The 23856-nt window shown below is 73.0% G+C and carries 18 protein-coding genes; 5 read left to right on the top strand and 13 right to left on the bottom strand.

All coding sequences use genetic code 11. From position 1 onward, the window contains the following. Positions 1-4: 4 nt before the first annotated feature. On the bottom strand, positions 5-7222 hold the full coding sequence (locus ACZ303_RS20535) for an amino acid adenylation domain-containing protein (RefSeq protein ID WP_467340932.1): 7218 nt from the start codon (positions 7220-7222) through the stop codon (positions 5-7). Between the two features lie 164 nt (positions 7223-7386). Between ACZ303_RS20535 and ACZ303_RS20530 the strand changes: the two genes are divergently transcribed. Next, complete coding sequence (locus ACZ303_RS20530) at positions 7387-8517, top strand: M20 family metallopeptidase (protein WP_467340930.1); 1131 nt, start codon at positions 7387-7389, stop codon at positions 8515-8517. Between the two features lie 89 nt (positions 8518-8606). On the opposite strand, the gene ACZ303_RS20525 is transcribed toward ACZ303_RS20530, so the two are convergent. Further along, positions 8607-9596 (bottom strand): ABC transporter substrate-binding protein, encoded by a 990-nt coding sequence (locus ACZ303_RS20525; RefSeq protein ID WP_467340929.1) that lies wholly within the window; start codon positions 9594-9596, stop codon positions 8607-8609. 168 nt (positions 9597-9764) lie between these two features. Between ACZ303_RS20525 and ACZ303_RS20520 the strand changes: the two genes are divergently transcribed. Next, positions 9765-10568 (top strand): ABC transporter ATP-binding protein, encoded by an 804-nt coding sequence (locus tag ACZ303_RS20520; RefSeq protein WP_467340928.1) that lies wholly within the window; start codon positions 9765-9767, stop codon positions 10566-10568. Here ACZ303_RS20520 and ACZ303_RS20515 read toward each other — a convergent pair. Both ACZ303_RS20515 and ACZ303_RS20510 read right to left on the bottom strand, forming a co-directional pair. After that, positions 10555-11115, bottom strand: coding sequence for a cupin domain-containing protein (locus ACZ303_RS20515; protein ID WP_467340926.1), 561 nt, complete (start codon positions 11113-11115; stop codon positions 10555-10557). The two genes, ACZ303_RS20520 and ACZ303_RS20515, sit on opposite strands and share 14 nt — an antisense overlap. A 19-nt stretch (positions 11116-11134) precedes the next feature. Then, positions 11135-12352 carry a cytochrome P450 gene (locus tag ACZ303_RS20510; RefSeq protein ID WP_467340924.1) on the bottom strand — a complete coding sequence of 406 codons (1218 nt, stop codon included), beginning with the start codon at positions 12350-12352 and terminating at the stop codon, positions 11135-11137. A 129-nt stretch (positions 12353-12481) separates the two neighbouring features. Between ACZ303_RS20510 and ACZ303_RS20505 the strand changes: the two genes are divergently transcribed. Together ACZ303_RS20505 and ACZ303_RS20500 are read left to right on the top strand one after the other, a co-directional pair. Further along, positions 12482-13048: a TetR/AcrR family transcriptional regulator gene (locus ACZ303_RS20505; protein ID WP_467340922.1), complete on the top strand. Its 567-nt coding sequence runs from the start codon at positions 12482-12484 to the stop codon at positions 13046-13048. A 24-nt stretch (positions 13049-13072) separates the two neighbouring features. Beyond that, on the top strand, positions 13073-13657 hold the full coding sequence (locus ACZ303_RS20500; RefSeq protein WP_467340920.1) for a DUF4865 family protein: 585 nt from the start codon (positions 13073-13075) through the stop codon (positions 13655-13657). Here ACZ303_RS20500 and ACZ303_RS20495 read toward each other — a convergent pair. Next, positions 13654-14349 carry a hypothetical protein gene (locus ACZ303_RS20495; RefSeq protein ID WP_467340918.1) on the bottom strand — a complete coding sequence of 232 codons (696 nt, stop codon included), beginning with the start codon at positions 14347-14349 and terminating at the stop codon, positions 13654-13656. The genes ACZ303_RS20500 and ACZ303_RS20495 overlap by 4 nt on opposite strands. Then, positions 14301-14846: an RNA polymerase sigma factor gene (locus ACZ303_RS20490; protein WP_467340916.1), complete on the bottom strand. Its 546-nt coding sequence runs from the start codon at positions 14844-14846 to the stop codon at positions 14301-14303. Before ACZ303_RS20490 ends, ACZ303_RS20495 begins: the two co-directional genes overlap by 49 nt. Positions 14847-15109: 263 nt before the next feature. Here ACZ303_RS20490 and ACZ303_RS20485 point away from each other — a divergent pair, with 263 nt between their 5' ends. Beyond that, positions 15110-15934, top strand: a complete 825-nt coding sequence (locus ACZ303_RS20485; RefSeq protein ID WP_467340914.1) for an SAM-dependent methyltransferase — start codon at positions 15110-15112, stop codon at positions 15932-15934. Between the two features lie 18 nt (positions 15935-15952). Here the strand turns inward: ACZ303_RS20485 and ACZ303_RS20480 are convergent, their stop codons facing one another. From ACZ303_RS20480 to ACZ303_RS20450, 7 genes are all read right to left on the bottom strand, one after another. Beyond that, positions 15953-17173: a hypothetical protein gene (locus tag ACZ303_RS20480; protein WP_467340912.1), complete on the bottom strand. Its 1221-nt coding sequence runs from the start codon at positions 17171-17173 to the stop codon at positions 15953-15955. 84 nt (positions 17174-17257) lie between these two features. Next, positions 17258-17644, bottom strand: a complete 387-nt coding sequence (locus ACZ303_RS20475; protein WP_467340910.1) for a GntR family transcriptional regulator — start codon at positions 17642-17644, stop codon at positions 17258-17260. Positions 17645-17696: 52 nt separating this feature from the next. Beyond that, positions 17697-18683 (bottom strand): ABC transporter permease subunit, encoded by a 987-nt coding sequence (locus ACZ303_RS20470; protein WP_467340908.1) that lies wholly within the window; start codon positions 18681-18683, stop codon positions 17697-17699. Beyond that, positions 18680-19675 (bottom strand): ABC transporter ATP-binding protein, encoded by a 996-nt coding sequence (locus tag ACZ303_RS20465; protein ID WP_467340906.1) that lies wholly within the window; start codon positions 19673-19675, stop codon positions 18680-18682. The genes ACZ303_RS20470 and ACZ303_RS20465 overlap by 4 nt, the downstream gene beginning before the upstream one ends. Before the next feature lie 385 nt (positions 19676-20060). Next, complete coding sequence (locus ACZ303_RS20460) at positions 20061-20891, bottom strand: hypothetical protein (protein ID WP_467340903.1); 831 nt, start codon at positions 20889-20891, stop codon at positions 20061-20063. Between the two features lie 196 nt (positions 20892-21087). Further along, entirely contained in the window at positions 21088-22461 is a 1374-nt protein-coding gene (locus tag ACZ303_RS20455) for an MFS transporter (protein WP_467340901.1), read from the bottom strand. A 166-nt stretch (positions 22462-22627) separates the two neighbouring features. After that, positions 22628-23854: a cytochrome P450 gene (locus ACZ303_RS20450; protein WP_467340899.1), complete on the bottom strand. Its 1227-nt coding sequence runs from the start codon at positions 23852-23854 to the stop codon at positions 22628-22630. Positions 23855-23856 lie beyond the last annotated feature (2 nt).

Here is a 23856-nt window from a genome sequence, read left to right as displayed (position 1 = left end):
GGGTTCAGTTCTCCAGGTTCTGCAGGTGGTCGGCGATGACGCTCGCGATGTGCGCGATCGGTGCGGGCAGGGTCATGTCCTTGTGCGAGCAGTCGACGTTCGTGTTGTCGATCCGCCCGGTCACGTAGGGCGTCCAGGTCTCGGGGGTGAGGTTGTCGTCGATGGTGTCGACGACGGCCCGGAAGAAGAGGACGTCGCCGTCGAAGACGCGGTGGTCGAAGGCGCGCACGAGGTGGTTGGTGTTGAGGTAGGTGCGGTTGAGCGCCTCGATGGTGGTGTCGTCGAGGCTGGCCAGCGGGGAGCCCTCGCGGCGCAGCACCTCGGTGACGTGCGCCAGTTCCAGGGGCTTGCCCTCCAGGCTGTCCGGGCCGTAGCCGCCCATCGTGAGCAGGGCTTCGAGCGCCTCGGCCTGGTCGGGTACGGGCAGCTCGCGGAAGCCCTCGGCGGGGTAGGCGTCGAGGATCGCGAGGGTCTCGACCTCCTGGCCGAGGTCCTGCAGGCGGGTGGCCATGGCGTGGGCGATGATGCCGCCGGTGGACCAGCCGAGCAGGCGGTACGGTCCGGCCGGCTGGACCTCGCGGACCCGGTCGGCGTAGTGCGCGGCGAGCTCCTCCAGGGTCGCCGGCAGCGGGTCGGCGGCGGTGGCCGGGCCGACGCCCTGGGCCTGGAGGCCGTAGATGGGCACGTCGGCGGGCAGGTGGCGGATGAGTCCGGCGTAGCACCAGCTGAGACCGCCGGCGGGGTGGACGCAATACAGCGGTGCTTTGTCGCCCTCGGCCGCCGGGCGCAGCGGCAGCAGCACGTCCAGCGCGTCGGTGCCCTCCGCCGCGTCGAGGGCGGCGTCCAGGGCGGCCACGGTGGGTGCCTGGAAGACGGTGCCGATGCCGACCTCGGCGCCGAGCGCGGCCTTGACGCGCCCGGCGAGGCGGACGGCGAGGAGCGAGTGGCCGCCGAGGTCGAAGAAGTTGTCGTCGACGCCGACCCGGGGCAGGCCCAGGACGTCCGCGAAGATCGCGCAGAGCTGTTCCTCGCGGGGGCCGCGCGGGGCCCGGCCCTCGGTGACGGCGGCGGCGAGGTCGGGGGTGGGGAGCGCCTTGCGGTCGAGCTTGCCGTTGGCGGTCAGCGGCAGCCGGTCCAGGAGGACGACGGCCGAGGGCACCATGTGGCCGGGGAGTTCCGTGCCCGCGTGTTCGCGCAGCAGCGCCGGTGTGGTGTCGCGGGCGGGCACGGCGTAGGCGACGAGGCGCTTGTCGCCGGGGGTGTCCTCGCGGACGACGACGGCGGCGTCGGCGACGTCGGGGTGGTCGGCGAGGACGCCCTCGATCTCGCCGAGCTCGATGCGGAAGCCGCGGATCTTGACCTGGTGGTCGGCGCGGCCGAAGTAGTCGAGGTTGCCGTCGCGGCGGCGGCGGGCGAGGTCGCCCGAGCGGTACATGCGGGTGCCGCTCTCGCCGAAGAGGTGGGCGAAGGGGTCGGCGACGAACCGTTCGGCGGTCAGGGCGTGCCGGCCGAGGTAGCCGCGGGCCAGGCCCTGGCCGGCGACGTACATCTCGCCGGTGACGCCGGGCGGCACGGGCTGGAGGTGTTCGTCGAGGACGTAGATCCGCAGGTCGGGGATGTTGACGCCGATGGTGCTGGAGGCGCCGGCGGCGGCCTTCTCCCGATCGAGGGCGATGTAGGAGACGTGCACGGTGGTCTCGGTGATGCCGTACATGTTGACGAGCGTGGGGGCGTCATCGGCATGGCGCTCGTACCAGTCTGCGAGCCGGGCCGGTTCGAGCGCCTCGCCGCCGAAGACGACGTAGCGCAATGCCAGTTCGCTGCCCGGGTGCTCCTTGTCGGCGGCGCTGAGCTGGTAGAACGCGGACGGCGTCTGGTTGAGGACGGTGACGCGCTCGGCGGCGAGCAGGCGCAGGAACGCTGCCGGATCACGGCTGACGAGGTGGGGTACGACGACGAGCCGGCCGCCGTGCAGGAGGGCGCCCCACAGCTCCCAGACGGAGAAGTCGAAGGCGTAGGAGTGGAAGAGCGTCCAGACGTCGTCGGCGTCGAAGCCGAACCACTGGTCGGTGGCGGAGAAGAGCCGGGCGACGTTGTGGTGGGTGACGGGGACGCCCTTGGGGCGGCCGGTGGAGCCGGAGGTGTAGATGACGTACGCGACGTCGCCGGGGCGCAGCGGCCGGGTGCGCTCGGTCGGGGTGAGGTCGGTGGGCGCGTACGCGTCGGCCTCGGTGCCGTCGACGAGGACGGTCGGCAGGTCGTGCGCGGGGATGCGCGCGGCGGTCGCGGAGTTGGTGACGACGGCGGCGGGGGCCGCGTCCTGGAGCATGTACGCCAGGCGGTCGGCGGGGTAGTCGGGGTCCATCGGCAGATAGGCGGCGCCGGACTTGGCGACGGCCAGCAGGCCGGTGACGAGTTCGAGGGAGCGGGGCAGGGCGAGGGCCACGATGGAGCCGGGGCCGATGCCGCGCGCGGTGAGCAGGCGGGCGAGGCGGTTGGCGCGGGCGGACAGCTCGGCGTAGGTGAGGGAGGCGCCCTCGCACGTGACGGCGGTGCGCCGGGGGTGGCGGCGGGCGGCGTCCTCGTACAGCTCGACGAGGCTCTGCTTGGACGGTTCGGGCGCGGGCGTGCCGGTGTTCCACTCGACGAGGGAGCGGTGGCGTTCGGTGGCGTCGAGGAGCGGCAGGCGGCCGATGGGGGTGTCGGGGTCGGCGGCGGCCGTGGCCAGCAGCCGGGCGAGGTGGGTGGCGAGCGCCTCGGCGGTGGCGGGGTCGAAGAGGTCGGTGCGGAATTCGAGGAAGCCGGTGATGCCGCCGCCGGGCCGCTCGCCGGCGTTGAGGGTGAGGTCGAACTTGGCCGTGCCGGAGGGGACGGCTCCGGTGCGGGCGGTGAGGCCGGGGCCCATCGTGAACTCGCTGTCCGGCAGGGACTGCCAGGCGAGCATCACCTGGAAGAGGGGGTGCCGGGCCAGCGAGCGGGGCGGGTTGAGCTCCTCGACGAGCCGGTCGAAGGGCAGGTCGCCGTGTTCGTGGGCGGCCAGGGTGGCGGTGCGGACGCGGTCGAGGAGCGTGCGGAAGGTGGGGGCGCCGGAGGTGTCGGCGCGCAGGACGAGGGTGTTGACGAAGAAGCCGACGAGGTCGGCGGTCGCGTCGTCGTCGCGGCCGGCGACGGGGGTGCCGAGGGGGATGTCGGTGCCGCAGCCGTAACGGGTCAGGAGGGCGGCGAGGGCGGCCTGGACGACCATGAAGACGCTGGTGCCGGTGGTGCGGGCGAGCGCTTCGACGGTGGCGTGCGCGGCGGGGTCGAGGTGGAAGGGGACGGTGTCGCCGGCGTGGGAGGCGATGGCGGGGCGGGGCCGGTCGGTGGGGAGTTCGAGCTGGTCGGGCAGGCCGGCGAGGGCCTGCTTCCAGTGGTCGAGCTGTCGGGTGGCGAGCGGGGTGGGCGCGTCGGGGGTGCCGAGGAGGTGCTGCTGCCAGGCGGTGTGGTCGGTGTACTGCACGGGCAGCGGCGGCAGTTGGGGTGCGCGGCCTTCGGCGCGGGCGGCGTAGGCGGCGGCGAGGTCGCGGGCGAGGGGGGTGGTGGAGGCACCGTCGCCGGCGATGTGGTGCAGGAGGAGGAGCAGGGTGTGGCTTTCCGCAGCGTCGGCGCTGCGCTCACCCGGCGGAGGGCACGCGGGCCCTCCCGTGAACAGCGTGACCCGCAGCGGGGGTTCGGTGGCGAGGTCGAAGCAGTGGCGTACGGCTTCGGTGATGTCGGCCGACCGGGGGGCGAGGTGCAGCTCGGGCCGGGCCTGTTCGGGGGTCAGGATCCGCTGCCACGGCTCGTTGTCAGTGGCGGGGTATACCGTCCGGAGTGTCTCGTGACGCTCGGTGAGGTCGTGGAGGGCGAGGCGCAGCGCGTCCTGGTCGAGGGGGCCGGTGAGGGTGAGGAGGAGCGGGATGTTGTACGTGGGGCTGGGGCCTTCGAGGCGGTGCATGAACCACAGCCGCTTCTGGGCCGGGGAGAGCGGCATCCGGTCCGTGCGGGGCACGGGCGCGAGGGCGGGGCGGTCCTCGGGGGCGGCCTCTCCGGTGGTGTCCAGGAGGGCGGCGAGGGCCGCGGGGGTGGGGTGGCGGAAGACGTCGGCGAGGCCGATGGTGTCGTCGAAGGCGTCGCGAACGCGGGCGGCGATGCGGCCGGCGAGCAGGGAGTGGCCGCCCAGCTCGAAGAAGTCGGCGTCGGCGGGCGGTGGCGTCTCCAGGCCCAGGACGTCCTGGAAGAGGGCGCACAGGGCGGCTTCGCGCGGGGTGCGGGGCTCCTGGCGGGTGGTGCCGGAGGCGGGTTCGGGATCGGGCAGGGCCCGGTGGTCGAGCTTGTCGTTGGCGGTGCGGGGCAGGGCGTCGAGGAGGACGATCGCGGCGGGCACCATATGTCCGGGCAGCCGGGCGGCGAGGTGGGTGCGCAGGTCCTCGGGGTCGGTGGTGGCGTTCTCGGCGATGACGGCGTAGCCGAGGAGCCGCTTGCCGTGGGCGGTGTCGCGGGCGATCACGGCGGCCTGGGTGACGTCCGGGTGGCCGGCCAGCGCGGCCTGGATCTCGCCGAGTTCGATGCGGAAGCCGCGGATCTTCACCTGGTCGTCGGCGCGGCCGAGGAACTCCAGGGTGCCGTCGGGGCGGCGGCGCACGAGGTCTCCGGTGCGGTACATGACGGCGCCGGGCTCGCCGTGGAGCGCGCCGAAGGGGTCGGCGGTGAAGCGTTCGGCGGTGAGGTCGGGGCGGCCGAGGTAGCCGCGGGCGAGGCAGGCGCCGGCGATGTAGAGCTCGCCGGTGACGCCGGCGGGGGTGGGCCGCAGGGAGTTGTCGAGGACGTAGGCGCGGGAGGCGCGCACGGGGTGGCCGATGGCCTCCCCGTCCTGGCCGGGCACCCAGTAGTAGGCGTCGACGGTGGTCTCGGTGGGGCCGTAGAGGTTGACGGGGGTCAGGCCCTCGGTGGTGGCCAGGCGGCGCCACAGGGGTTCGGGGACGGTCTCGCCGCCGACGATGACCATGGCCGGGTGGTGGCGGCCGTCGTCGAGCAGCCCCTCGGCGAGGAGCGCCTCGGCGTAGGAGGGGGTGACGTCCAGGTAGTCGACGCGCTCGGTGTCGATGTAGGCGGCGAGGGCGGCGGGGTCGCGGTAGCCGGCGTCGTCCAGGAGGTGCAGCTCGTGGCCGTGGACCATCCAGATCAGCGGGTCCCAGGAGGCGTCGAAGGCGAAGGAGGCGCTGTGGGCGACGCGCAACCGGTCCCGTCCGGCGCGCTCCACGGCGGGCGCGATGTGGTCCGTGCCGTGTCCGGCGTGGAGGTTGGCGAGGGAGGCGTGGGTGACGACGACGCCCTTGGGGCGGCCGGTGGAGCCGGAGGTGTGGATGATGTACGCGGCCTGGCCGAGGGCGGGCGCGGCGGGCGCTGTGGCGGGCCGGGCGTCGATCCGGGCGCGGGTGGCCGGGTCGTCCAGGAGCAGCGTGGGTATGGAGTGCGGCGGCAGCCCGCGGACGGCGTCGGTGGTGCCGACGACGCAGCCGGGGCGGGTGTCGTCGAGGACATCGGCCAGGCGCTGTCGCGGGTGGCCGAGGTCCAGGGGCTGGCAGACGCCGCCCGCCTTGAGGACGGCGAGGAGGGCGACGACGGTGTCGGCGCTCCGGGGCAGGGCCAGGGCCACCGGTCTCTCGGCTCCGACGCCCGAGGCGGTGAGCTCGTGGGCGAGGCGGTTGGCGGCGGCGTCCAGTTGGGCGAAGGTGAGGGCGGTGCCGCCGCTGCGGACGGCGACGGCGTCGGGGGTGCGGGCCGCCTGCTCGGCGAAGAGCTCGGGCAGGGTGCGGTCGGGGGCCGGCTCGGTGCGGCCGGCGGTGGCCCGGTGGATCTCGTCGGCGTTGAGGAGGTCGAGGGTGCCGACGGGCCGGTGCGGGTCGTCGAGGAGGAGACCGGTGAGCGCGTCGAGGTAGCGGAGCAGGGCGTGTTCGTGACCGGCGAGCGCCGCCTCGTCGTAGCGGGCGGGGTTGGCGTCCAGGCCGATTCTCAGGGAGCCGTCGGGCGCGGGGGTGACGGCGACGGCGAGGTCGTCGACGGGGCCGGCGGCGAGGTTGTGGACGGCGCCGGGCAGCCCGCCGAAGTCGAGGTCCCCCTCGAACGCCTTGATGTTGATCATCGGGCCGAACAGGGCCGTGTCGGTGCCGGTGAGCCCGAGGTCGTGGCGGAGGTCCTCCAGTCGGTAGCGCTGGTGGCGGCGGACGGCGCGCACGGCGAGGACGACGCGGCGCAGGAGCTCGGCGCCGGTGTCCCGGGGGCGTACGGCGATGCGCAGCGGCATGACGTTGACGGTCATCGCGGGCGTGCGCAGGGCGACGGGGCCGCGGCGGTTCATCAGCGGCAGGCCGAGGACGACGTCGTGCGTGCCGGTGACGCGGTGGAGGTATCCGGCGGTGGCGGCGATGAGGAGTTCGGCCCAGGTGGCCTTGGCGGCGCGGGCGGCCTCCTCCAGGCGGGCCATGGTGCCGGCGGGCAGCCCTCCGGTGCGGCGGAGCACGGCGCCCGCGGGCGCGAGGGGGCTGCCGGAGAGGGAGACGGGCTCGGGCCGGTCGGCGAGGTGCTCGCGCCAGAAGTCGCGGTCGGCGGTGCGCTGTTCACCGGCGAGGTAGGCGGCGTCGTCGTCGACCAGCTCGCGCAGGGTGCCGAAGGGGTTGGCGGTGGGCTCCTCGCCGGCGGCGAGGGCGGTGTAGACCTCGGCGACACGGCGGCCGATGAGGGTCAGGGCATAGGCGTCGACGGCGAAGTGGTGGACGCGCTGGTACCACCAGTAGCGGTCGTCGGCGAGGCGCAGGAGCGCCTGGGTGGTCAGCGGGCCGCGGGTGAGGTCGACGGGCCGGGCGAGGTCGGCGCGCGTCCACGCCTCGGCCGCGGCGCGCGGGTCGTCGGCGGTGCGCAGGTCGACCCGGTGGAGCGTCAGGTCACGGGCGGCGACGCGCTGCCCGGGGGGCGTGTCCCCGTCGCCGGCGACCGCGAGGAGGGACAGGGTCTCCGCTTCGCCGGCCGTGCGGCGCAGGGCGCGTTCGAAGAGCTCCTCGTCCAGCGGGCCTTCGATCTCCACGCGGTCACCGGTGTTGTAGACCGGGTTGTCGGGGGCGAGTTCCTGCGCGTACAGGATTCCGGCCTGGGCGGCGAGCAGGGGCAGCCCGGCAGGAGCTATCTCGACCTGGTGGTGACGCATGGCGTGGGGACTCCCGTTGTCCGACAGCGATCTGGCCACACCGGACCCCCCGGTATGTCAGCTTAGGTAAGCCTAAGCTATTTTTTGTTCGCCTGTGAGAGTGACCCTCCACCGGCCACCGCCGGGGACGCCCCCGGGCGGGCGATACGAACAGGAGCCAGTCCATGACCGCGGCCGACGCCCTCAAGACCGCCCTGCGCGAGCGCGTACTCACCCACCGGGAAGACCTCCTGACGCTGAGTCGGCGCATCCACGCGCACCCCGAGACGGCCTTCGCCGAGCACCGCGCCGCCGGCTGGTGCGCCGACCTCCTGCGCGGCCACGGCTTCGACGTCACCGCCCCGGCGTACGGCCTCGACACCGCCTTCACCGCGACGGCCGGCTCCGGCCCGGCGACCGTGGCCATCGCCTGCGAGTACGACGCCCTGCCCGGGCTCGGGCACGCCTGCGGTCACAATCTGATCGCCGCCGCGGGCGTCGGCGCGGCGCTGGCCCTGGCCCCGTACGCCGATGAACTGGGCCTGACGGTACGGGTCGTGGGCACCCCGGCGGAGGAGCGCGGCGCGGGCAAGGCGCTGCTGCTGGAGGCGGGCGCGTTCGACGGGGTGGACGCGGCGATGATGGTGCACCCGTGCCCGTTCGAGGTGGCGGAGTTCCGCTCGTTCGCGCTGGGCACGCTCTCGGTCGCGTACACCGGCAAGTCGGCCCACCCGAGCCTCGATCCGCACGAGGGCCGCAACGCCGCCGACGCGCTGACCGTCGCCCAGGTCGCGCTCGGGCTGCTGCGCCAGCAGTTGCCGCCGCAATGGAAGGTGCACGGCGTGACCACGGCCGCGGGCACGGCGCCGAATCTGATCCCCGACCGGGCGACGGCGGAGTACGAGATCCGCGCGTCGGCCGCCGAGGACCTGCGCGAGCTGCGGGAGCGGGTCGAGGCGTGCTTCCGCGCCGGCGCGCTGGCGACGGGCTGCGAGGTGGAGCTGACCCGGCCCGAGCCGGACTATCTGGACTTCCGCACCGACGCGCGCCTGATAGCGCTGTGGCAGGACAACGCCCGGGCGCTCGGCCGCCCGGAGCCCCAGCGGCGCGAGGCGTTCGCCTGCACGGACATGGGCAACGTCTCCCACGTCGTCCCGTCCATCCACCCGGTCCTGGACATCACGGGCGGTGCGTGCGGGCCGCACGAGGCGGAGTTCGCGGAGGCGGCGGTGTCGCCCATGGGTGAACAGGCGCTGCTGGACGGGGCGATCGGCATGGCATGGACGGCGGCGGATTTCGCGGCCACCCGCGCGTAGCGCTTGTCCTCGAGTGCCGGACGGACCCACAACGAGCCCGTCCGGCACTCGAGGACAGCGGTGACCCTCCGAGAGAGGAGCGGCAAGCCTTAGCGGAGCGCCTTCGCAATGTCGTCGATGACGACCTCGCTCGCCAGCGGACCGCCCCGCGTGGACCAGACGGAGCCGTTCACCGTCACGGCGTGGTTCTTCTTGACCGCGTTGAGGTCCTTGTACGCCGGCTTCTCCTGGACCTCCTTCAGCGCCTTCTCACCGTCGGAGGTGAGGGTGGAGAGGAAGAGCCAGTCGCCGTCGATCTCGTTGATCTTCTCCAGGCTGAGCGCCGGGGTGTGGGCGTTGCCGTCCTTGTCCTGCGACTTGGGGCGCTTGAGGCCCATGTCCAGGGCGACGCCGCTGGCGAACTGCTTCTTCTCCATCCAGCTGGGGCCGTCCGGGTTCCAGCGCACGATGCTGACCTCGGCGCCCTTGTTGGCGCCCAGGCCCTCGCCGGCCTTCTTGGCCTTGGCCTCGTAGTCGGAGATGACCTTGTTGGCCTTGTCGATGGCGTTGACGGCGTTGCCGACCCCCCGGAAGGAGAGCTTCCAGTCGTCGGTCGGGGCCATGGTGACCAGCGTGGCCGGGGTGATCTCGCGCAGCTGCTTGAGCATCTGCTCGTCCTGCATGTCACCGGCCAGGATGAGGTCCGGCTTGGCGGCGACGACCTTGTCGATCACCGGCTGGAGGAGGTTGCCGACGATCTTGACGTCCTTGACCTTGTCCGCGAGGTAGGCCGGCGGCTTGGCGAGGCCCTGGCCGTTGGTGATGCCGACCGGCTTGAGGCCGAGGGCCAGCACCGCGTCGAGGTCCTCCTGGGTGAGCGTCACGATGCGCTTGGGGTTCGACGGGACCTGTATGGCCTTGCCGGTCGCGTCCTTGACCGTGCGCGTGCCGCCCTCGGCGGCGTCGGACGCCTCCGACTTCTTGTCCGCTCCGGAGTCCGAGCCACAGCCCGTCACCAGCACGGCCGCCGCGCCTACGGCGGCGAGTACCTGCACCGCGCGGCGCGGGGCGGACAGCAGGAAGCGGTGGGATGAGGTCATCGAAGGCTCCGGGCTTAAAAGTGAAGAGAAAACAGAGAACGAGCAAAGCGGCCGCACAAGGGTTCCCTCGCACGGAACGGCGATGGACATTAGGTTAGCCTTACCTTAAAGCTCTCCGGCCAGGAGGGTCCATAACAATCCGGCGATCTTCTCGAAAGGCCCCCGCCCGTGGAGCTCCGCGTCGAACAGCTCATCGCCGGTTACCCCGGCCACCGCGCCGTGGCCGGCGTCGACCTCACCGTCCCCTCCGGCCAGGTCGTCGCCATCGTCGGACCCAACGGCTGCGGCAAGTCCACGCTGCTGCGGTCCATCGCCCGCCTCCACCAGCCCGAGTCCGGCCGCGTCCTCGCGGGCGACGCCGACATCTGGCAGCTGAAGCAGCGCCGGGCCGCGCACCGCATCGCGCTCCTCCCCCAGTCCCCGCTGGCCCCCGAGGCCGTCACGGTCGCCGGGCTCGTACGCTACGGACGCCACCCGCACCAGGGCCTGTTCCGCCAGTGGTCCCGCGAGGACGAGCGGGCCGTCGGGGAGGCGCTGCGCGCCACCGGAGTCGCCGGCCTCGCCGACCGGCGTCTCGACCAGCTCTCCGGCGGCCAGCGGCAGCGCTGCTGGCTGGCGATGGTGCTGGCCCAGGAGACCCCGGTCGTCCTCCTCGACGAGCCCACCAGCGCGCTCGACATCGGTCACGCCGTCGAAGTCCTCGACCTGGTACGCGAGGTGGCCGTCGCGGGCCGTACGGTCGTGATGGTCCTGCACGACCTGGCCGGCGCCGCCCGCTACGCCGACACCGTCGTCGCCATGAAGGACGGCCGGATCGTGGCCCAGGGGGCGCCCCGCGACGTCGTCGACTCCGCCCTGGTCCGCGAGCTGTACGGCATCGAGGCCGACATCCTCCGGGCCCCGGACGACGGTTCCCCCGTGGTGGTGCCCGCCGCACGGCACGCCGCCCTCCCGGCGGTCACCGCGTCGTAGCCGGGTCAGCCGCCCGCAGGCCCGTCCGCATGGGGGTGAGCTGCTCGATGTCGTACCGCGCGCGCAGCGCCTCGATCGCCTCCTGGTCGACGGGTGGACCGGCGGCGAGGATCTCGAAGAGCTCCTCGAAATAGCGCTCGTGGTCGGGCGGCGGCGACGCCTGGAAGAACATCCGCGCGGGCTCCGACGTCGGGTTGGCGAAGGCGTGCGGACAGCCCGCCGGGACCACGATCACGGTCCCGGCGCCGGCGCGTACGTACCGCTGCCCCGAAAGGGACTCCCATTCCCGCCAGTGGTCGGGGGTACGGACGAGCGGTTCGAAGGCGAGGACGTCGAGTTCGCCTTCGAGGACGTAGAACAGTTCCTCGCTGTTCCCGTGCAGATGGGCGCCGACATCGAAGCCCGGGGGCACGACGACTTCGAAGCTGGACGCGGCCCGCGAGTGCTCCCCCGTCACCTTGAACGTCACCTGCTGCGCGGGCGTGACCAGCGTCCGCCCGTGGCCGGGGGGCACGACCAGGCCGTGCCGCATTCCGGTGAGGGTCATCCCCGTCCTTTCCGTCGGTTCACCACGTGACCGGCAGCGTCTCCGGGCCGCGGATGAGCGCGCTGCGCTGCCAGGCGATGTCCTTCTCGTCCACGGCGAGCCGCAAACCCGGGAAGCGGGCCAGCAGCGCGGTGAGGATGATCTCGGACTCCAGCCGGGCCAGCATCGAGCCCAGGCAGAAGTGGGGGCCGTGCCCGAAGGAGAGATGGGGGACGCGCTCGCGGTCGAAGTCGAGCTCGTCCGGCCGCTCGAACACCGCCGGGTCCCGATTGGCCGTCAGATACGAGGCGTAGACGACCTCTCCCGCCCTGATCAGGTTGCCCGCGACCATGACGTCCTCGGTGGCGATGCGGCCGATGCCCACGCCCCTGCGGTGCGGGATCCAGCGCAGCAGCTCCTCCACGGCCTGGGGCAGCAGCTCGGGTTCGGCGCGCAGCCTGGCCAGGTGGCGGGGGTGGGTGAGCAGGGCGTAGACCATGTTGGCGCTGTTGTTGCGCACCGCGTGGGCGGCGCTGATCTGGATGAGGATGCCGATGGCGACGGCCTCCTCGGCGGTGAGCTCCTCCCGTACGGTCGCGGCGGCCAGCTCGCCCGCGAGGTCCTCGCGCGGCGCGGCGCGGCGGCGCCGGAGCAGATCGGTGAAGTAGTCGCGCACCTCGGCCTTGGCGCGTTCGCTGCGCTCCTTGCCGTGCCCGGCCGACAGCAGCAGCCCCGTCCACTCGGCCATCCGGGGCCGGTCCTCCCCGGGCACGCCCATCAGCTCGCTGACGACGGCCAGCGGCAGCGGGCCGTGCAGATGCGCCATCAGGTCGGCGGGACGGCCCTCGCGTTCCATGGCGTCGAGCAGCTCGTCGGCGGCCCGCCGGGCGTGCGGGCGCAGCCGGTCGAGGCTGCGGGTGCTGAACGCCCCGGCGACGGCCTTGCGCAGCCGGGTGTGCTCGGGCGGGTCGGCGAAGCCGACGGCCTCGTCCAGCGGGATGACGTGCGGGGTCAGCCGGGTGACGGTCCGGCCGACGAGCGCGCGCCGGCTGAACCGTGGGTCGGAGGTGACCGCCTTGACGTCGTCGTAGCGGGTCACCAGCCAGGCGTGGCCCTCGCCGTAGGGCAGCCGGACGCGGGCGACCGGCTCGTTGTGGAGGAGTTCGGCCATGAAGGGGTCGAAGTCCAGGGCCCGCAGGTCCTCGACGTCCCAGAAGCGCACGGGGGGCCGGTCTTGCGCGGAATCGATCGTTGTCACCTCCTCAGCTTGCGGACGCGGGGCGGCCGCATCGACGGGATGTGACGGCAAATGCACTAATGAACAGGGATACATCACTCTTTCAGCGCCGACTCGCCTTTGTACCTACCAGTATGTAAAGTGCTGCGCGTGAGCACCTCGGAACGCCTGATCGAAGCGACGCGCGAGCTCCTGTGGGAGCGCGGCTATGTGGGGACGAGCCCCAAGGCCATCCAGCAGCGCTCCGGCGCCGGGCAGGGCAGCATGTACCACCACTTCACCGGCAAGCCGGACCTCGCCCTGGCGGCGATCCGGCGGACGGCGGAGGAGCTGCGGGCCGCGGCGGAGGAGCAGTTCGCGGGTCCCGGCACGGCCGTGGCGCGGATCTCCGCCTACCTCCTGCGCGAGCGGGACGTCCTCAAGGGCTGCCCGATCGGCCGCCTCACCCAGGACCCGGACATCGTCGCCGACCCCGTGCTGCGCGCCCCGGTCGAGGAGACCTTCGACTGGTTGCGCGGCCGGCTCGCGGAACTCCTCGCCCAGGGGCTCGAACGCGGCGAGCTGACCGCCGCCGTCGACCCCGCCGCCACGGCCTCGGCCGTCGTCGCGGTCCTCCAGGGCGGTTACGTCCTCGCCCGCGCGGCCGGCTCGACCGCACCGTACGACCAGGCGGTGGCGGGCGTCCTGGGGCTGCTCACCCACCTCGACTCCGCGTGATTCCGACCCAGGGGGACCCTCATCGTGTACGCCATGCAGTACGAGATCACACTGCCCGCCGACTACGACATGAAGATCATCCGCAGCCGGGTCGAGAGGTCCGGCCACCTGCTCGACGACCGGCCCGGACTCGGCCTCAAGGCGTACGTCATCCGCGAACGCGGCGTCGACGGTTCGCCCGTCAATCAGTACGCCCCCTTCTATCTGTGGGACGACACCGACGCGATGAGCCACTTCCTCGTCGGCGGCGGGGGCTTCCAGAACATCCTCCGCGACTTCGGCCGGCCCGCCGTGCGGCACTGGACGGGCGTGGCGAGCGAGGCCGGCCCGGCGCGCGGCGCGACGCCCCGCGCGGCGTCGCGGCACGTCACCGTCCTGCCGTCGCACGCCGATCCGCTGGCGGCGGTGGAGGAGGCACGGGACGCGATGCGGCTGACGGCCCGGGAGGAGGGGGTGCACACGGCGGCGCTCGCCTTCGACCCGTGCGGGTGGCAGTTGCTGCGGTTCACGCTGTGGCGGGACGCGGTGCCGGAGTCGGCGCCGGCCACGGAGCGGTACGAGCTGCTGCACCTGTCGGCGCCGGGGCTGTCCTCGCCCTCCCCCGCCTAACGCCCGGAGGTGTCCCCCGAGGGGTCCGCTGCCGACAACCGCTCCACCAGCCCGGGCTCGGGCCGCGGCACCTCTCCGAAGTCCTCGTCGTCGCCGTCGACCGTGAGGCGGTTGACGACGCTCTCCAGCGCGGCCGGCAGATGCGGCGTGAGCCCGCTGTGCCACTGGATGAGCAGTTCGTGCCGAGCGCTCTCGGACAGCAGCCCGCGCCGGCCGCGGGAGGCACGGGCCGGCCGCGGCCCCTCGGGGGCGTCCGCCGCCCGGTCCCGCCAGAACGCCGCCTCCCGCGACTCGCCGGCGCGCCGGTGCGCGAGGTGGAGGCAGTACGCGGCGGTCCCGCTCCCCGCGCCCGCCGCGAAGCGCCACCAGAAGGCGGCCGCGGTCGTGTGTCCCACGACATGGAGCAGGCAGGCGAAGACGAGCGCGCCTTCCGGGTCGATGCCGCGGTCGTCCACGAACCGATCGAGACTGGCGGCGGCCTCGACGGCGTTGATGACCAGGACGCAGGCCAGGTCGAGTTCCTGGGTGGCCTGGTCGCGGCCGGCGCTCGTCCCGCCGCCCGTGGCGGCCCGGCGGCGACGACGGCCCGCCACGGGTCGGCGGCGGTTCTCGAATTCCCCCGCGATCGTGCGGGCGTTCGCGGTCAGGACGGCTTCGATGACACCGCCATCGGTGTCGTGGCTGTGCGGCATGGCTTCCCCCTGACGGAGCGCTGGCTGACCAGCACCGAGGCGAGCTTGCGTTGCGCGTGGCCGATGTGGGAGCGGGCCGTGGCCTCCTCGATCCCGAGGAGCCCGGCGACCTGCCCCACGCTGTAACCGATCATGAAGTGCAGGACGAGGGCGTCGCGCTGCCGCTCGGGGAGGCGGGCGATGGCCGCGTACAGCCCGATGCCGCTCTCCAGCAGCTCGAACCGCCGCTGGAGCTCGCGCGGCAGCGGGCGGGTGGCCCGGGGGAACACCATCGCGTCGCGGTCGGCCGGCCGCCGGTCGAGGTGCTCCTTCAACAGCGCCCAGGCGCAGGACTCCGCCGACCGCTGACGCAGCACGTGCGGCCAGCGCATGCGCAGCCGCGCGAAGACCTCCGCCACGATCCGCTCGGCGGCCTCCCTGTCACCGGTGCGCACCTGGGCGTACGCGCACCACTTGGCCGCGTGCAGCTCATGGAAGGCGGCGAAGGTGATCGCCATGCGACGGCTGTGCGCGCGGACCGGCGGGGGCCGCTCCGAGTCTCCAGTCACAGATCCCTCGATCCGTATAACCGCCGCGCGGCGTGGTGGCGCGTGCCGGTCGGCGTCGGCATCCAATGAACCGGAGATCCGGGCCTTTGGTGCGGCAACACGTCAAAAATTTTAGCTCTCCGCGTCCAACCGGTTACTCGTTTACGGTCAGTGGAGCGGGTACGTATGGCGACGCGGTCACGAGTGACCACCGCGCCGGGGAGGCAGGGACGATGAGCGGCACCGACCGGGATCCTGTGGTGGACCTTCGGCTCGACCGGGCCCATTCGGCCCGTATGTACGATTACTTCCTCGGCGGCAGGACCCACTTCGCCGCCGATCGCGAGGCCGCCGACCAGGTCCTCAGGGTCTTCCCGGCGGCCGTGGCCGCCGCCCGGATCAACCGCGCGTTCACGCACCGGGCCGCCCGCCATCTCGCCAGCGAGGGCATGCGGCAGTTCCTCGACATCGGCACGGGCATCCCCACCTCGCCCAACCTCCACGAGGTCGTGCAGGAGGTCGGGCCCGACGCCCGGGTCGTCTACACCGACAACGACCCCATCGTCCTCGCCCACGCCGCCGCGCTGCTGCGCGGCCGCCCCGAGGGGCGCACGGCGTACGTCCAGGCCGATGTCACCGAGCCCGGCACCGTCCTGGACGCCCCGGAGCTCCGGGCGACCCTCGACCTGGAGCGGCCGGTGGCGCTGTCCCTCAACGCCGTGCTGCACTTCGTCACCGACGACGGCCGCGATCGCGCGCACGCCGTCGTCGAGCACCTCAAGGCCGCGCTGGCGAGCGGCAGCACGCTCACCATCACCCACGTCACCCGCGACTTCGCCCCGGCGGTGATGGCCGAGGCCGGCGAGATCTACGCGCGGGCCGGGACGCCCGTGCGGTTCCGCGGTGCGGACGGGTTCCGGCGCTTCTTCGACGGCTGGGAGCTCATCGAGCCCGGCGTGACGCTCTCCCACCGCTGGCGCCCCGACCGGCCCGGCGACGCCCTGCGCGCGACGGCGGCCGAGGCGGCCTGCTATGCCGCGGTGGCGCGCAAGCCCTGACGCTTCAGTCATCGCCGGTCATATGGCGTAGTGCCAGGTGGTGAGCATGTACGCGCCATACCAGCAGCCGAAGAGGGTGGCGGCGGCCAGGGTGATGACGGCCGTACGGGTCCGGGTCCGGGCCAGCGCGCGGGCGGCGGGGACGAGGAAGAGGACGGCGGGGACGAGCAGGCGCAGCTTGGAGTGGGAGTAGTTGCTCTGGCAGAGGGTGAGCACCATGACGCCGGTGCCGTAGACCAGCAGCGGCGGCCAGGTGGCGCGGTGCCAGGTGAGGGCGGTGGCGCAGACGAGGGCGAGGAGGAGGACGGCGGTGCTGACCGGCACCCAGCCCTCGCCCTGGCGGAGGGTCTCGCCCAGGAAGTCGAGGAAGGCCGCGCCGTTGTCCCAGTGCGTGCCCCAGCCGGCCTCCTGTATGCGGAACCACGCGTCCATCTCGCCCACCCGCTCCCCCACCCACCACAGGTAGAGCGGGGTGCCCGCGCAGGCCAGGGCGACGGCCGTCAGAGGGCGCCAGGTGAGGCGGCGTTCGCGCAGCAGGTGCAGGCCGACGGCGACGACGAGGGCGGCCACGACCGCCGCGGCGGCGGGCCGGGTCAGGCCGGTGAGCAGGGCCAGGGTGCCGGCGGTGAGCCAGGCGCGGCGGTGCGCGGCGAGGAGGGTTCCGGCGGCCAGGGCCAGGAAGAGCGCCTCGCTGTAGGACATCAGGAAGGACAGGGCCATGGGCTGCGCTCCTGCGAGCAGCACGATCGCCGCGAGCGCGGTGCGGCGTCCGTACAGCCTGGTCAGGAGCGAGCGCACGGTGAGGAGCGCGGCGATCAGCGCGAGGTGCGCGGCCACGATGCCCGCCGTGCCGGGGTCGAGTCCGGTGAGGGTGCGCAGGGCACGGATCAGCAGCGGGAACAGCGGGAAGAACGCCAGGTTGTTGCCGGCGAGCGCGCCGTCCTCGCCGTAGGAGAAGGCGTCCGGGTAGCCGTTGGCCGCGATGTCGACGTAGAGGTTGCCGTCCCAGGACAGCAGGCGGTCGCGGATGCCGGGGCCTTGGGGGCCGTTCATCGCGGCCAGCAGCACGAGGTGGAGCACGGTGGTGGCCGCGTAGATCGCGAGGACGGGCCACGCCCAGGCGAAGATACGTTTCGCCTGCTTCGCCGGAGGGGTGCGCCGGGGCTCGCTCCACGACGGTCTGGCGTGGGGCTCCGTCGTGGAGGAGCCGGGTATGAGAGCCGGGTTCATCGTTGTCATGCCGTTTCGTCTGATGGTTCGGAATGCGCCTGGGCGGCGTGCCGGGGCGCGCGTGCGCCCGCTCGGCCCGTCCGTCCTGTCCCCTCAGGACACGGGGTAGTGCTCCGCGCGCGCCGCGGTGATGAGCGCGGACACGTCCCCCCAGTCGAGCCCCGCCCCGCGCGCCCGGCGCATCCACTCCGAGAGCTCTCCGCGCAGCGGGGAGTCGGCGAGGGACCTCGTCTGCGCCGGGACGGCGCTGACGAAGGTTCCCACGCCGGGCCGGGGTTCGACGAGACCCAGGTGTTCGAGCTCCCGGTACGCCTTGAGCGTCGTGTTGGGGTTGAGCCTGGTGTCCCGGGCCACGCGGGCGGCGGTGGGCAGCTGATCCCCCACGGTCAGGATGCCCAGCCGCACGGCCTCCTGGACCTGCTGGACGATCTGCAGATAGGCGGCCATCCCGCTGTGCCGGTCGATCCTGAACTCGACCATGTACGGCCCCCTCATTCCATCCACGTGCGCGCCGGCCGGATGACCTCGCGGCTCACAGCGGCCGTCGCCGGACCCACCACAGGGTGAGTCCGGTGATCACGACGGTGACCGCCAGAAGGATCGCGGCGCCCGTCCACTGCATGGCGCTCATCTGGTCGTAGCCGAAGTATTCCAGGCGGTGGGCGACGATACCCTCGTTCGCCCGGCAGCCGGCGGGCGTGCGCTCGTTGAAACACTTGCCGAAGCCGTGGAGCCCGCCGGCCGCGTCGACGGTCCACTCGTCGGACCACCCGGCGCCCTCGGGCACCTTCGGCCGGCCCTCCTCGACAGAGGTGGTGATCACCCGGGGCGTGAAGGGCAGCAGCCGGACCCGGTCCCACAGTTCGGCGATCACGAACACGGAGCCGAAGGACAGCGTCATGGCCACCAGCGCCCGCCGCACGAACAGCCCGATCGCGATGCCGACGGCGAGGTGCAGCAGCGCCATGGCCACCGGCATGGGGCCGGTCTTGTCGAAGATGGCGGTGTCGCCCCAGTCGCCGAGGTACACGAGGCCGTGCGCGGGCTCCCACCACGAGGTGAAGACGGCGGAGAGCACCGCCGAACACACCACGGTCACGAGTGCCGCCATGCCGATCTTGGTGGCCAGCCAGCGGCCCCGCGTCACCGACTGGGTGGTCACCAGCTTCACGGTGCCGCGTTCCTGGTCAGCGGAGATCAGCGGAGCGCCGAGGAAGACGCCCGCCACGACGGACACCATGCCCATCACCCAGCTCGCGTCCCGCAGGGCCGGGCCGTACCGCGCCTCGAAGACCTGCCGGAGCTCCACGGCCGGGGTGGCCGCCCTGGCGTCCGCCAGGAAGTCCATCGCCGCGGAGCGCTGCCACAGCATGTTCACGCTCGCGGCCGCGGTCAGGAGCAGGCAGGTCAGGAGGACGGCGCGGTGCTGCCGCCAGACCAGCCAGACCATGCCGCGCAGGACACGCGGCGGCGGCTTGCCGGGCTCCACGTCGGTCGCCGCCTGTACGGTCGCACTCACGCCGACTCCTCCTGTGGGTCTTGGGGCTGTGCGGCTTCGGGCCGCGCCGCTTCGGGCTGTGCGGCTTCGGGGTCGTCGACGCGGGCGCCGGCCGTCAGCAGGGGCGGCGCAGCGGGCGATCGCAGATAACCGAGCAGCACCTCCTCCAGATCGGGCTCGGTGATCCTCCAGTCGCCCTCGACCGGCCCGCGCTGCCGGACGAGGGCGCTGAACTGCCGCCCCACGGCGCGCGATTCGACGACGGTGTGCCGGGCGATCTCCGGCGGCACCCCGTCCACGAGGTGCGCGCCGGTCACCAGGCGGTGGGCACCCAGCAGCTCGTCGACCTCGCCCGCGAGGCGGACCCGGCCGTCGGCGACGGCCAGCAGGTGGTCGCACATGGCGGCCACGTCGGACAGCTGGTGCGAGGACATCAGCACGGTCGTCCCCTGCTCGGCCGCCTCGGCCATCAGCAGCCCCGCGATCTCGTGCGCGGAGAGCGGGTCCAGCTCGGCCATCGGCTCGTCCAGCAGCAGCAGTTCCGGCCGCTTGCCGAAGGCCAGCGCGAGCGCCACCCGGGAGCGCTGACCGCCGGAGAGCGCCCCGACGCGGGCGTGCGGGGCCAGCTTCCCGGACCGTACGATCCGCTCGGCGATCCCCTGGTCCCAGCGCGGGTTGAGCTCCCGGCCCATGCGCAGGGTCTCCTCGACCGTGAACCTCGGGAACAGCGGTTTGTCCTGTGCCAGGAACGCGCACCGGGCCAGCACGGCGGGCTCCTCGACGGGCACGCCGAAGATCCGCAGGCTGCCCGCCGTGGGGCGGACGATCCGCGCGGCCATGCTCAGCAGCGTGCTCTTGCCCGCGCCGTTGGACCCCACGAGCCCACAGATCGCCCCGGCCGGCAGCCTGAACGAACAGTCCCGCAGGGCCCACCGCCGCCGGTACCGCTTCCCCAGCCCCCGCGCCTCCACCGCCCAACGGCTCACACCGCCGGCTGACGTCGTCCCGCCCATAACCCACCCTGCTTGCTAATCAACTAGTCAGCTAGTGGAATGAGCATTGAGGATCATGAGGTCGTCTGTCAACATCCGGGGGAAAGGGAGCGATTCACACCACACCTCCCGTCCGGCCCATCCCGGCTATCGGAGGATCCGCTCGTCGAACGGGACCGGCACCCACGTGTCCTCGGTGATGCCGATTCGGCGGGGTCTTCACCACCCGTGCCTCCCACGGGCACGCATACAGGGGGTGGGAGACATCGACGCCCTCGCTGCGGGCGGCATGCGAAGGCGTGTCCGGACCGGCGGTGTCCCGGGAGCGCTCGGCGCCTCGCTCTCGTCCTCGCTCTCGTCCTCGTTCGCACCCTCGTTCCGTCGGAACGCCGCCCTTGGTTGCGGATCAGGAGCTGCGCCAGCGGTTGCGGCCGTCCGAGCCGGGGCCGCAGGTCATGGACGTGCCCTTGGAGGTGACGCCGGACGCACCGGCCGGAGAGCAGAAGGAGCCGGGACGCACGGTGCCCACTCCTCCGCCGCCGGAAGTCGATCCGCCGCTGGAACCGCCCGTGGTGCCCGACGTCCCTTCATCCGGGTCACGGGTCGGGCGCGGCTCCGGGGCCGGCTTCTCCATGGGCTTCGGGTGCAGCTCCGTCGACGCGTCCTTGGGACACGGCGTTCCGGGTGACACCAGGTGCAGCCGGGGCGCCGCGTGGGCTCGTGCGAGCTTCTCGCCCGCCGCCGGGCCCTGGAGGCAGACGGGCCAGTCACCGTGGTCCGGCGGAAGGTCGACGTCCGTGTACGCGCTGTACGCCGTCACCTTGCCGTCGATCAGCTTGTCGACGGCTCGCACGGCGTCCACGTACGCAAGGCCCACGACGCTGGGCATCCTGGCCTCCGCCGCCGGTGTCGGCGAGGGGCTGGGAGACGCCGTGGTCGCGGAGGCGCTCGGTGTCGGCGAGACCGATGCCGTCACCGCCGGCTTGGCCCCCTTCTTCCCCTCCTGGCTCGCCTTCGACGGATCGGACGCAAGGAACGCCACGAACCACAGACCCGATAACAAGGTGGCGACGACCTTCCGGCGCCGCCGCCACGGGCTGAGCCAGGCCAGCAGGATGCCAGCCGGAGGCAGGAGGATCAGCAGCGTGACGACGAGGGCGGGGTGCTGCCACTTGGTCCGCGACGGCACCGACGGGGCAGGCGCGAAGGGTGAGGGCGAGGGTGAAGGGTGTGACATCGCGTCAGTATGGCCAGAACTGGCTGACCGCCAGGAGGGAATGAAGATTTACGTATCACCATTCCACTTCGGGCGACGCGCCACGTCGATGTCACACCCCCGGACCGCAAAGGGCCGGGCGGCCGCGCGCGGGCTCGGGGGGAGCCTTGCGCGGCCGCCCGGCGGGAGCGGCGTGGGGGTTCGGCGATGTCGTGCGTCAGGCCGCCGTCTTCTTGGGGCCTCGGGGGATGAAGACGCACGCCACCGCCGCCGCCGCGGTCGACGCGAGGGTGAACTCCCAGCCGTGGTCGAAGGACTTGAGGGGGTCGCCGCCGCCGGGCGTGCCGAGGAAGGCGACCAGCAGGGCCACGCCCAGCACCGAGCCGACCTGGCGGGCCATGGTGACCACGCCCGAACCGGTGGAGAAGCTCTGCGGCGGCAGGGCGGCCACGGCGGCGCCGACCAGCGTCGGGACGACCAGCCCGACGCCGATGCCGGTGAGGATGACGCCCGGGAGGAGACCGGTGACGTAGTCGTGCCCGGCGTCGAGGCGGTAGATCCACCAGCCGATGCCCGCGCCGAAGAGCACACAGCCGATGGCGGAGACCGCGGCCGAGCCGACCCGTCGGATGACCGGGCCGATCCCCATGGCGAAGAAGGGGACCATCAGCGGGCCGGGCGCGATCGCGAGGCCCGTCTTGAGCGGGGACCAGTGCCAGACCTGCTGGCACCAGAGCACCTGGGACAGGAGCATGGCGCCGAAGGCCACCGCGAAGAGGAGGTTGGCCAGCGTCGAGGGGCCCACGGCGGGCACCCGCAGGATCGGCAGCGGCAGGATCGGGGACGGATGGCGCGCCGAGCTCAGGACGAACAGGGCGAGCAGGACGACGCCGGCGGCCAGCGCCCCGAGGACCTTGCCGGAAGTCCAGCCCCAGTCCTCGCTCTTGACCAGGCCGAGCGCGAGGACGGCGATGCCGAGGGTGAGCAGCGCCGCGCCCAGCAGGTCCAGCTTGCCGGTGGCGGGGCGCGCGGCGGTGCGGGGCAGCACCCGGCCGCCCACGACCAGGGCGAAGACGCCGATGGGCAGGTTGATCAGGAAGACCCAGCGCCAGTCGAGCTGGGTGAGCAGACCGCCGGCGACCGGGCCGAGGGCCGCGGCCAGGCCGCTGATGGCGGTCCAGCCGCGGACCGCGGCCACCCGCTTCTCGGGCGGCGCCGCGGCGAGCAGCAGCCCCAGGGAGGCGGGGATGAGCATGGCCGCCCCGACGGCCTGGACCACGCGGGCCGCGACCAGGAACCACACCCCCGGCGCCACCGCGCAGGCGGCGGAGGCGACGGTGAAGACGGCGATGCCCGCGAGGTACGCCCGGCGCGGGCTGGTGCGGTCCGCGAGGCTGCCGGCCGGGATGAGCAGCGCGGCGAAGATGACGGCGTAGGCGTTGAGAATCCATGACAGCGAAGCCAGCGAGGACCCGGAGAACTGTTCGCCGATGTCCGGAAGGGCGACGTTGACGATGAACATGTCGAGGTTGGACATCGCCACCCCGGCTACAACGACGGCGAACACCGGTCCGAAGCGGGGCTTTGTCACACCGCCCACCTGGCCAGTGGCAGTCTGAGTCATCGCTCTCCTCGTTAGTGGGTTGGTTTTTCCAACTCACCGGAGCATACAGCGGTCCGGGAGGGTAATCCGAGCTTCGCTGTGAGGCGTCAGCCACACTTCGCGGAGAGCCGGCCGGCCGCGCCCCTACGAGGCGTCAGCCGGTCTTCACCGGAAGCCGGTCGAAGCCGCGCTGCACCAACTGGTCACGGAAGGTCGGCTCGCCGCCGAGCGCGATGTCCGGGAGACGGCGCAGGACTTGGGGCAGCGCCCGCTCCGCCATCATTCGGGCCAGCGCCGCCCCCAGGCAGAAGTGCGCACCGCCGCTGAAGGTCAGCGCGTGGTTGCCGCTGCGGTAGGGGTCGAACGTCAGCGGGTCGGCGAACCGGCGCGGGTCGCGGTTGCCGGCGGCGATGAGGAGGGTGACCTTCGTGCCCTCGGTGAGCGGTACGCCGAAGAACTCGAGGTCGGTCGCGGCCATGCGGTTGAGCGCCTGGGCGGCGGGGTCGAAGCGCAGGGTCTCCTCGATGAAGCCGGCGGCCAGTTCGGGGTCCTCGCGGAGCCGGTCGGCGTGCTCGGGGTGCTCGATGGCCAGGCGCATCGCGTTGCCGATGAGGTCCATGGGCGCCTCGGTGCCGGCGACCAGGAGCAGCATGAAGTTGGCGATCAGCTCCTCCTCGCTGAGCTCGCCGCCCTCGTCCCGGGCCCGCGTCATCTGGCTCACCAGGTCGTCGGTGGGGTGCGCGCGGCGCTTGGCGACCAGGTCCGCGAAGTAGTCCGCCATCCAGTCCATTCCGCCGTCGCCGCGGCCGAGCTGGGCCAGGTCCCTGATCGGCTCCAGGGCGGTGGTGATGTCACCGACGGGTCCGCGGAAGTCCGGCCAGTCCTCCTTGGGGATGCCGATCAGGTGGCCGACCACGGCCATGGGCACCCGGAAGGCGAACTCGGCCATGAAGTCCACCGGCTCGCCGCCCGCGCCGAGCTCTGCCAGCCGGTCGACCAGCTCGTCGATCAGACGCTCCACCACGGGCCGCATCTCGGCGATCCGCCGCGGGGTGAACGCGCCGCTGAAGAAGCGCCGGTAGCGCTCGTGGTCCGGGGAGTTGCTGAAGAGCATGTTCTGGGCGAGCCAGACCCACGAGGAGTGGTCCCGCCACCCGGGCATCATCCGGTCCTGCACGGGCCCGTCGGTCGACAGCAGGCCCGGCTCGCGCAGCGCGCGGAAGCACTCGGCGTGGCCGGTGACCACGAGCTGGTCCGGGCCGAGCCGCAGCAGCGGTCCGTACGAGCGGAGCGCCTCGTACAGGGGATACGGGTCGCGCTTGCCCTCCGGGGTCATCAGCGTCATCATCGCCGTGCCGGGGTCCATCACCGTCGTGCTCATCT

The sequence above is a fragment of the Streptomyces sp. NPDC023527 genome, assembly GCF_055560115.1.
This window is presented reverse-complemented; position numbering and strand designations above follow the sequence as displayed.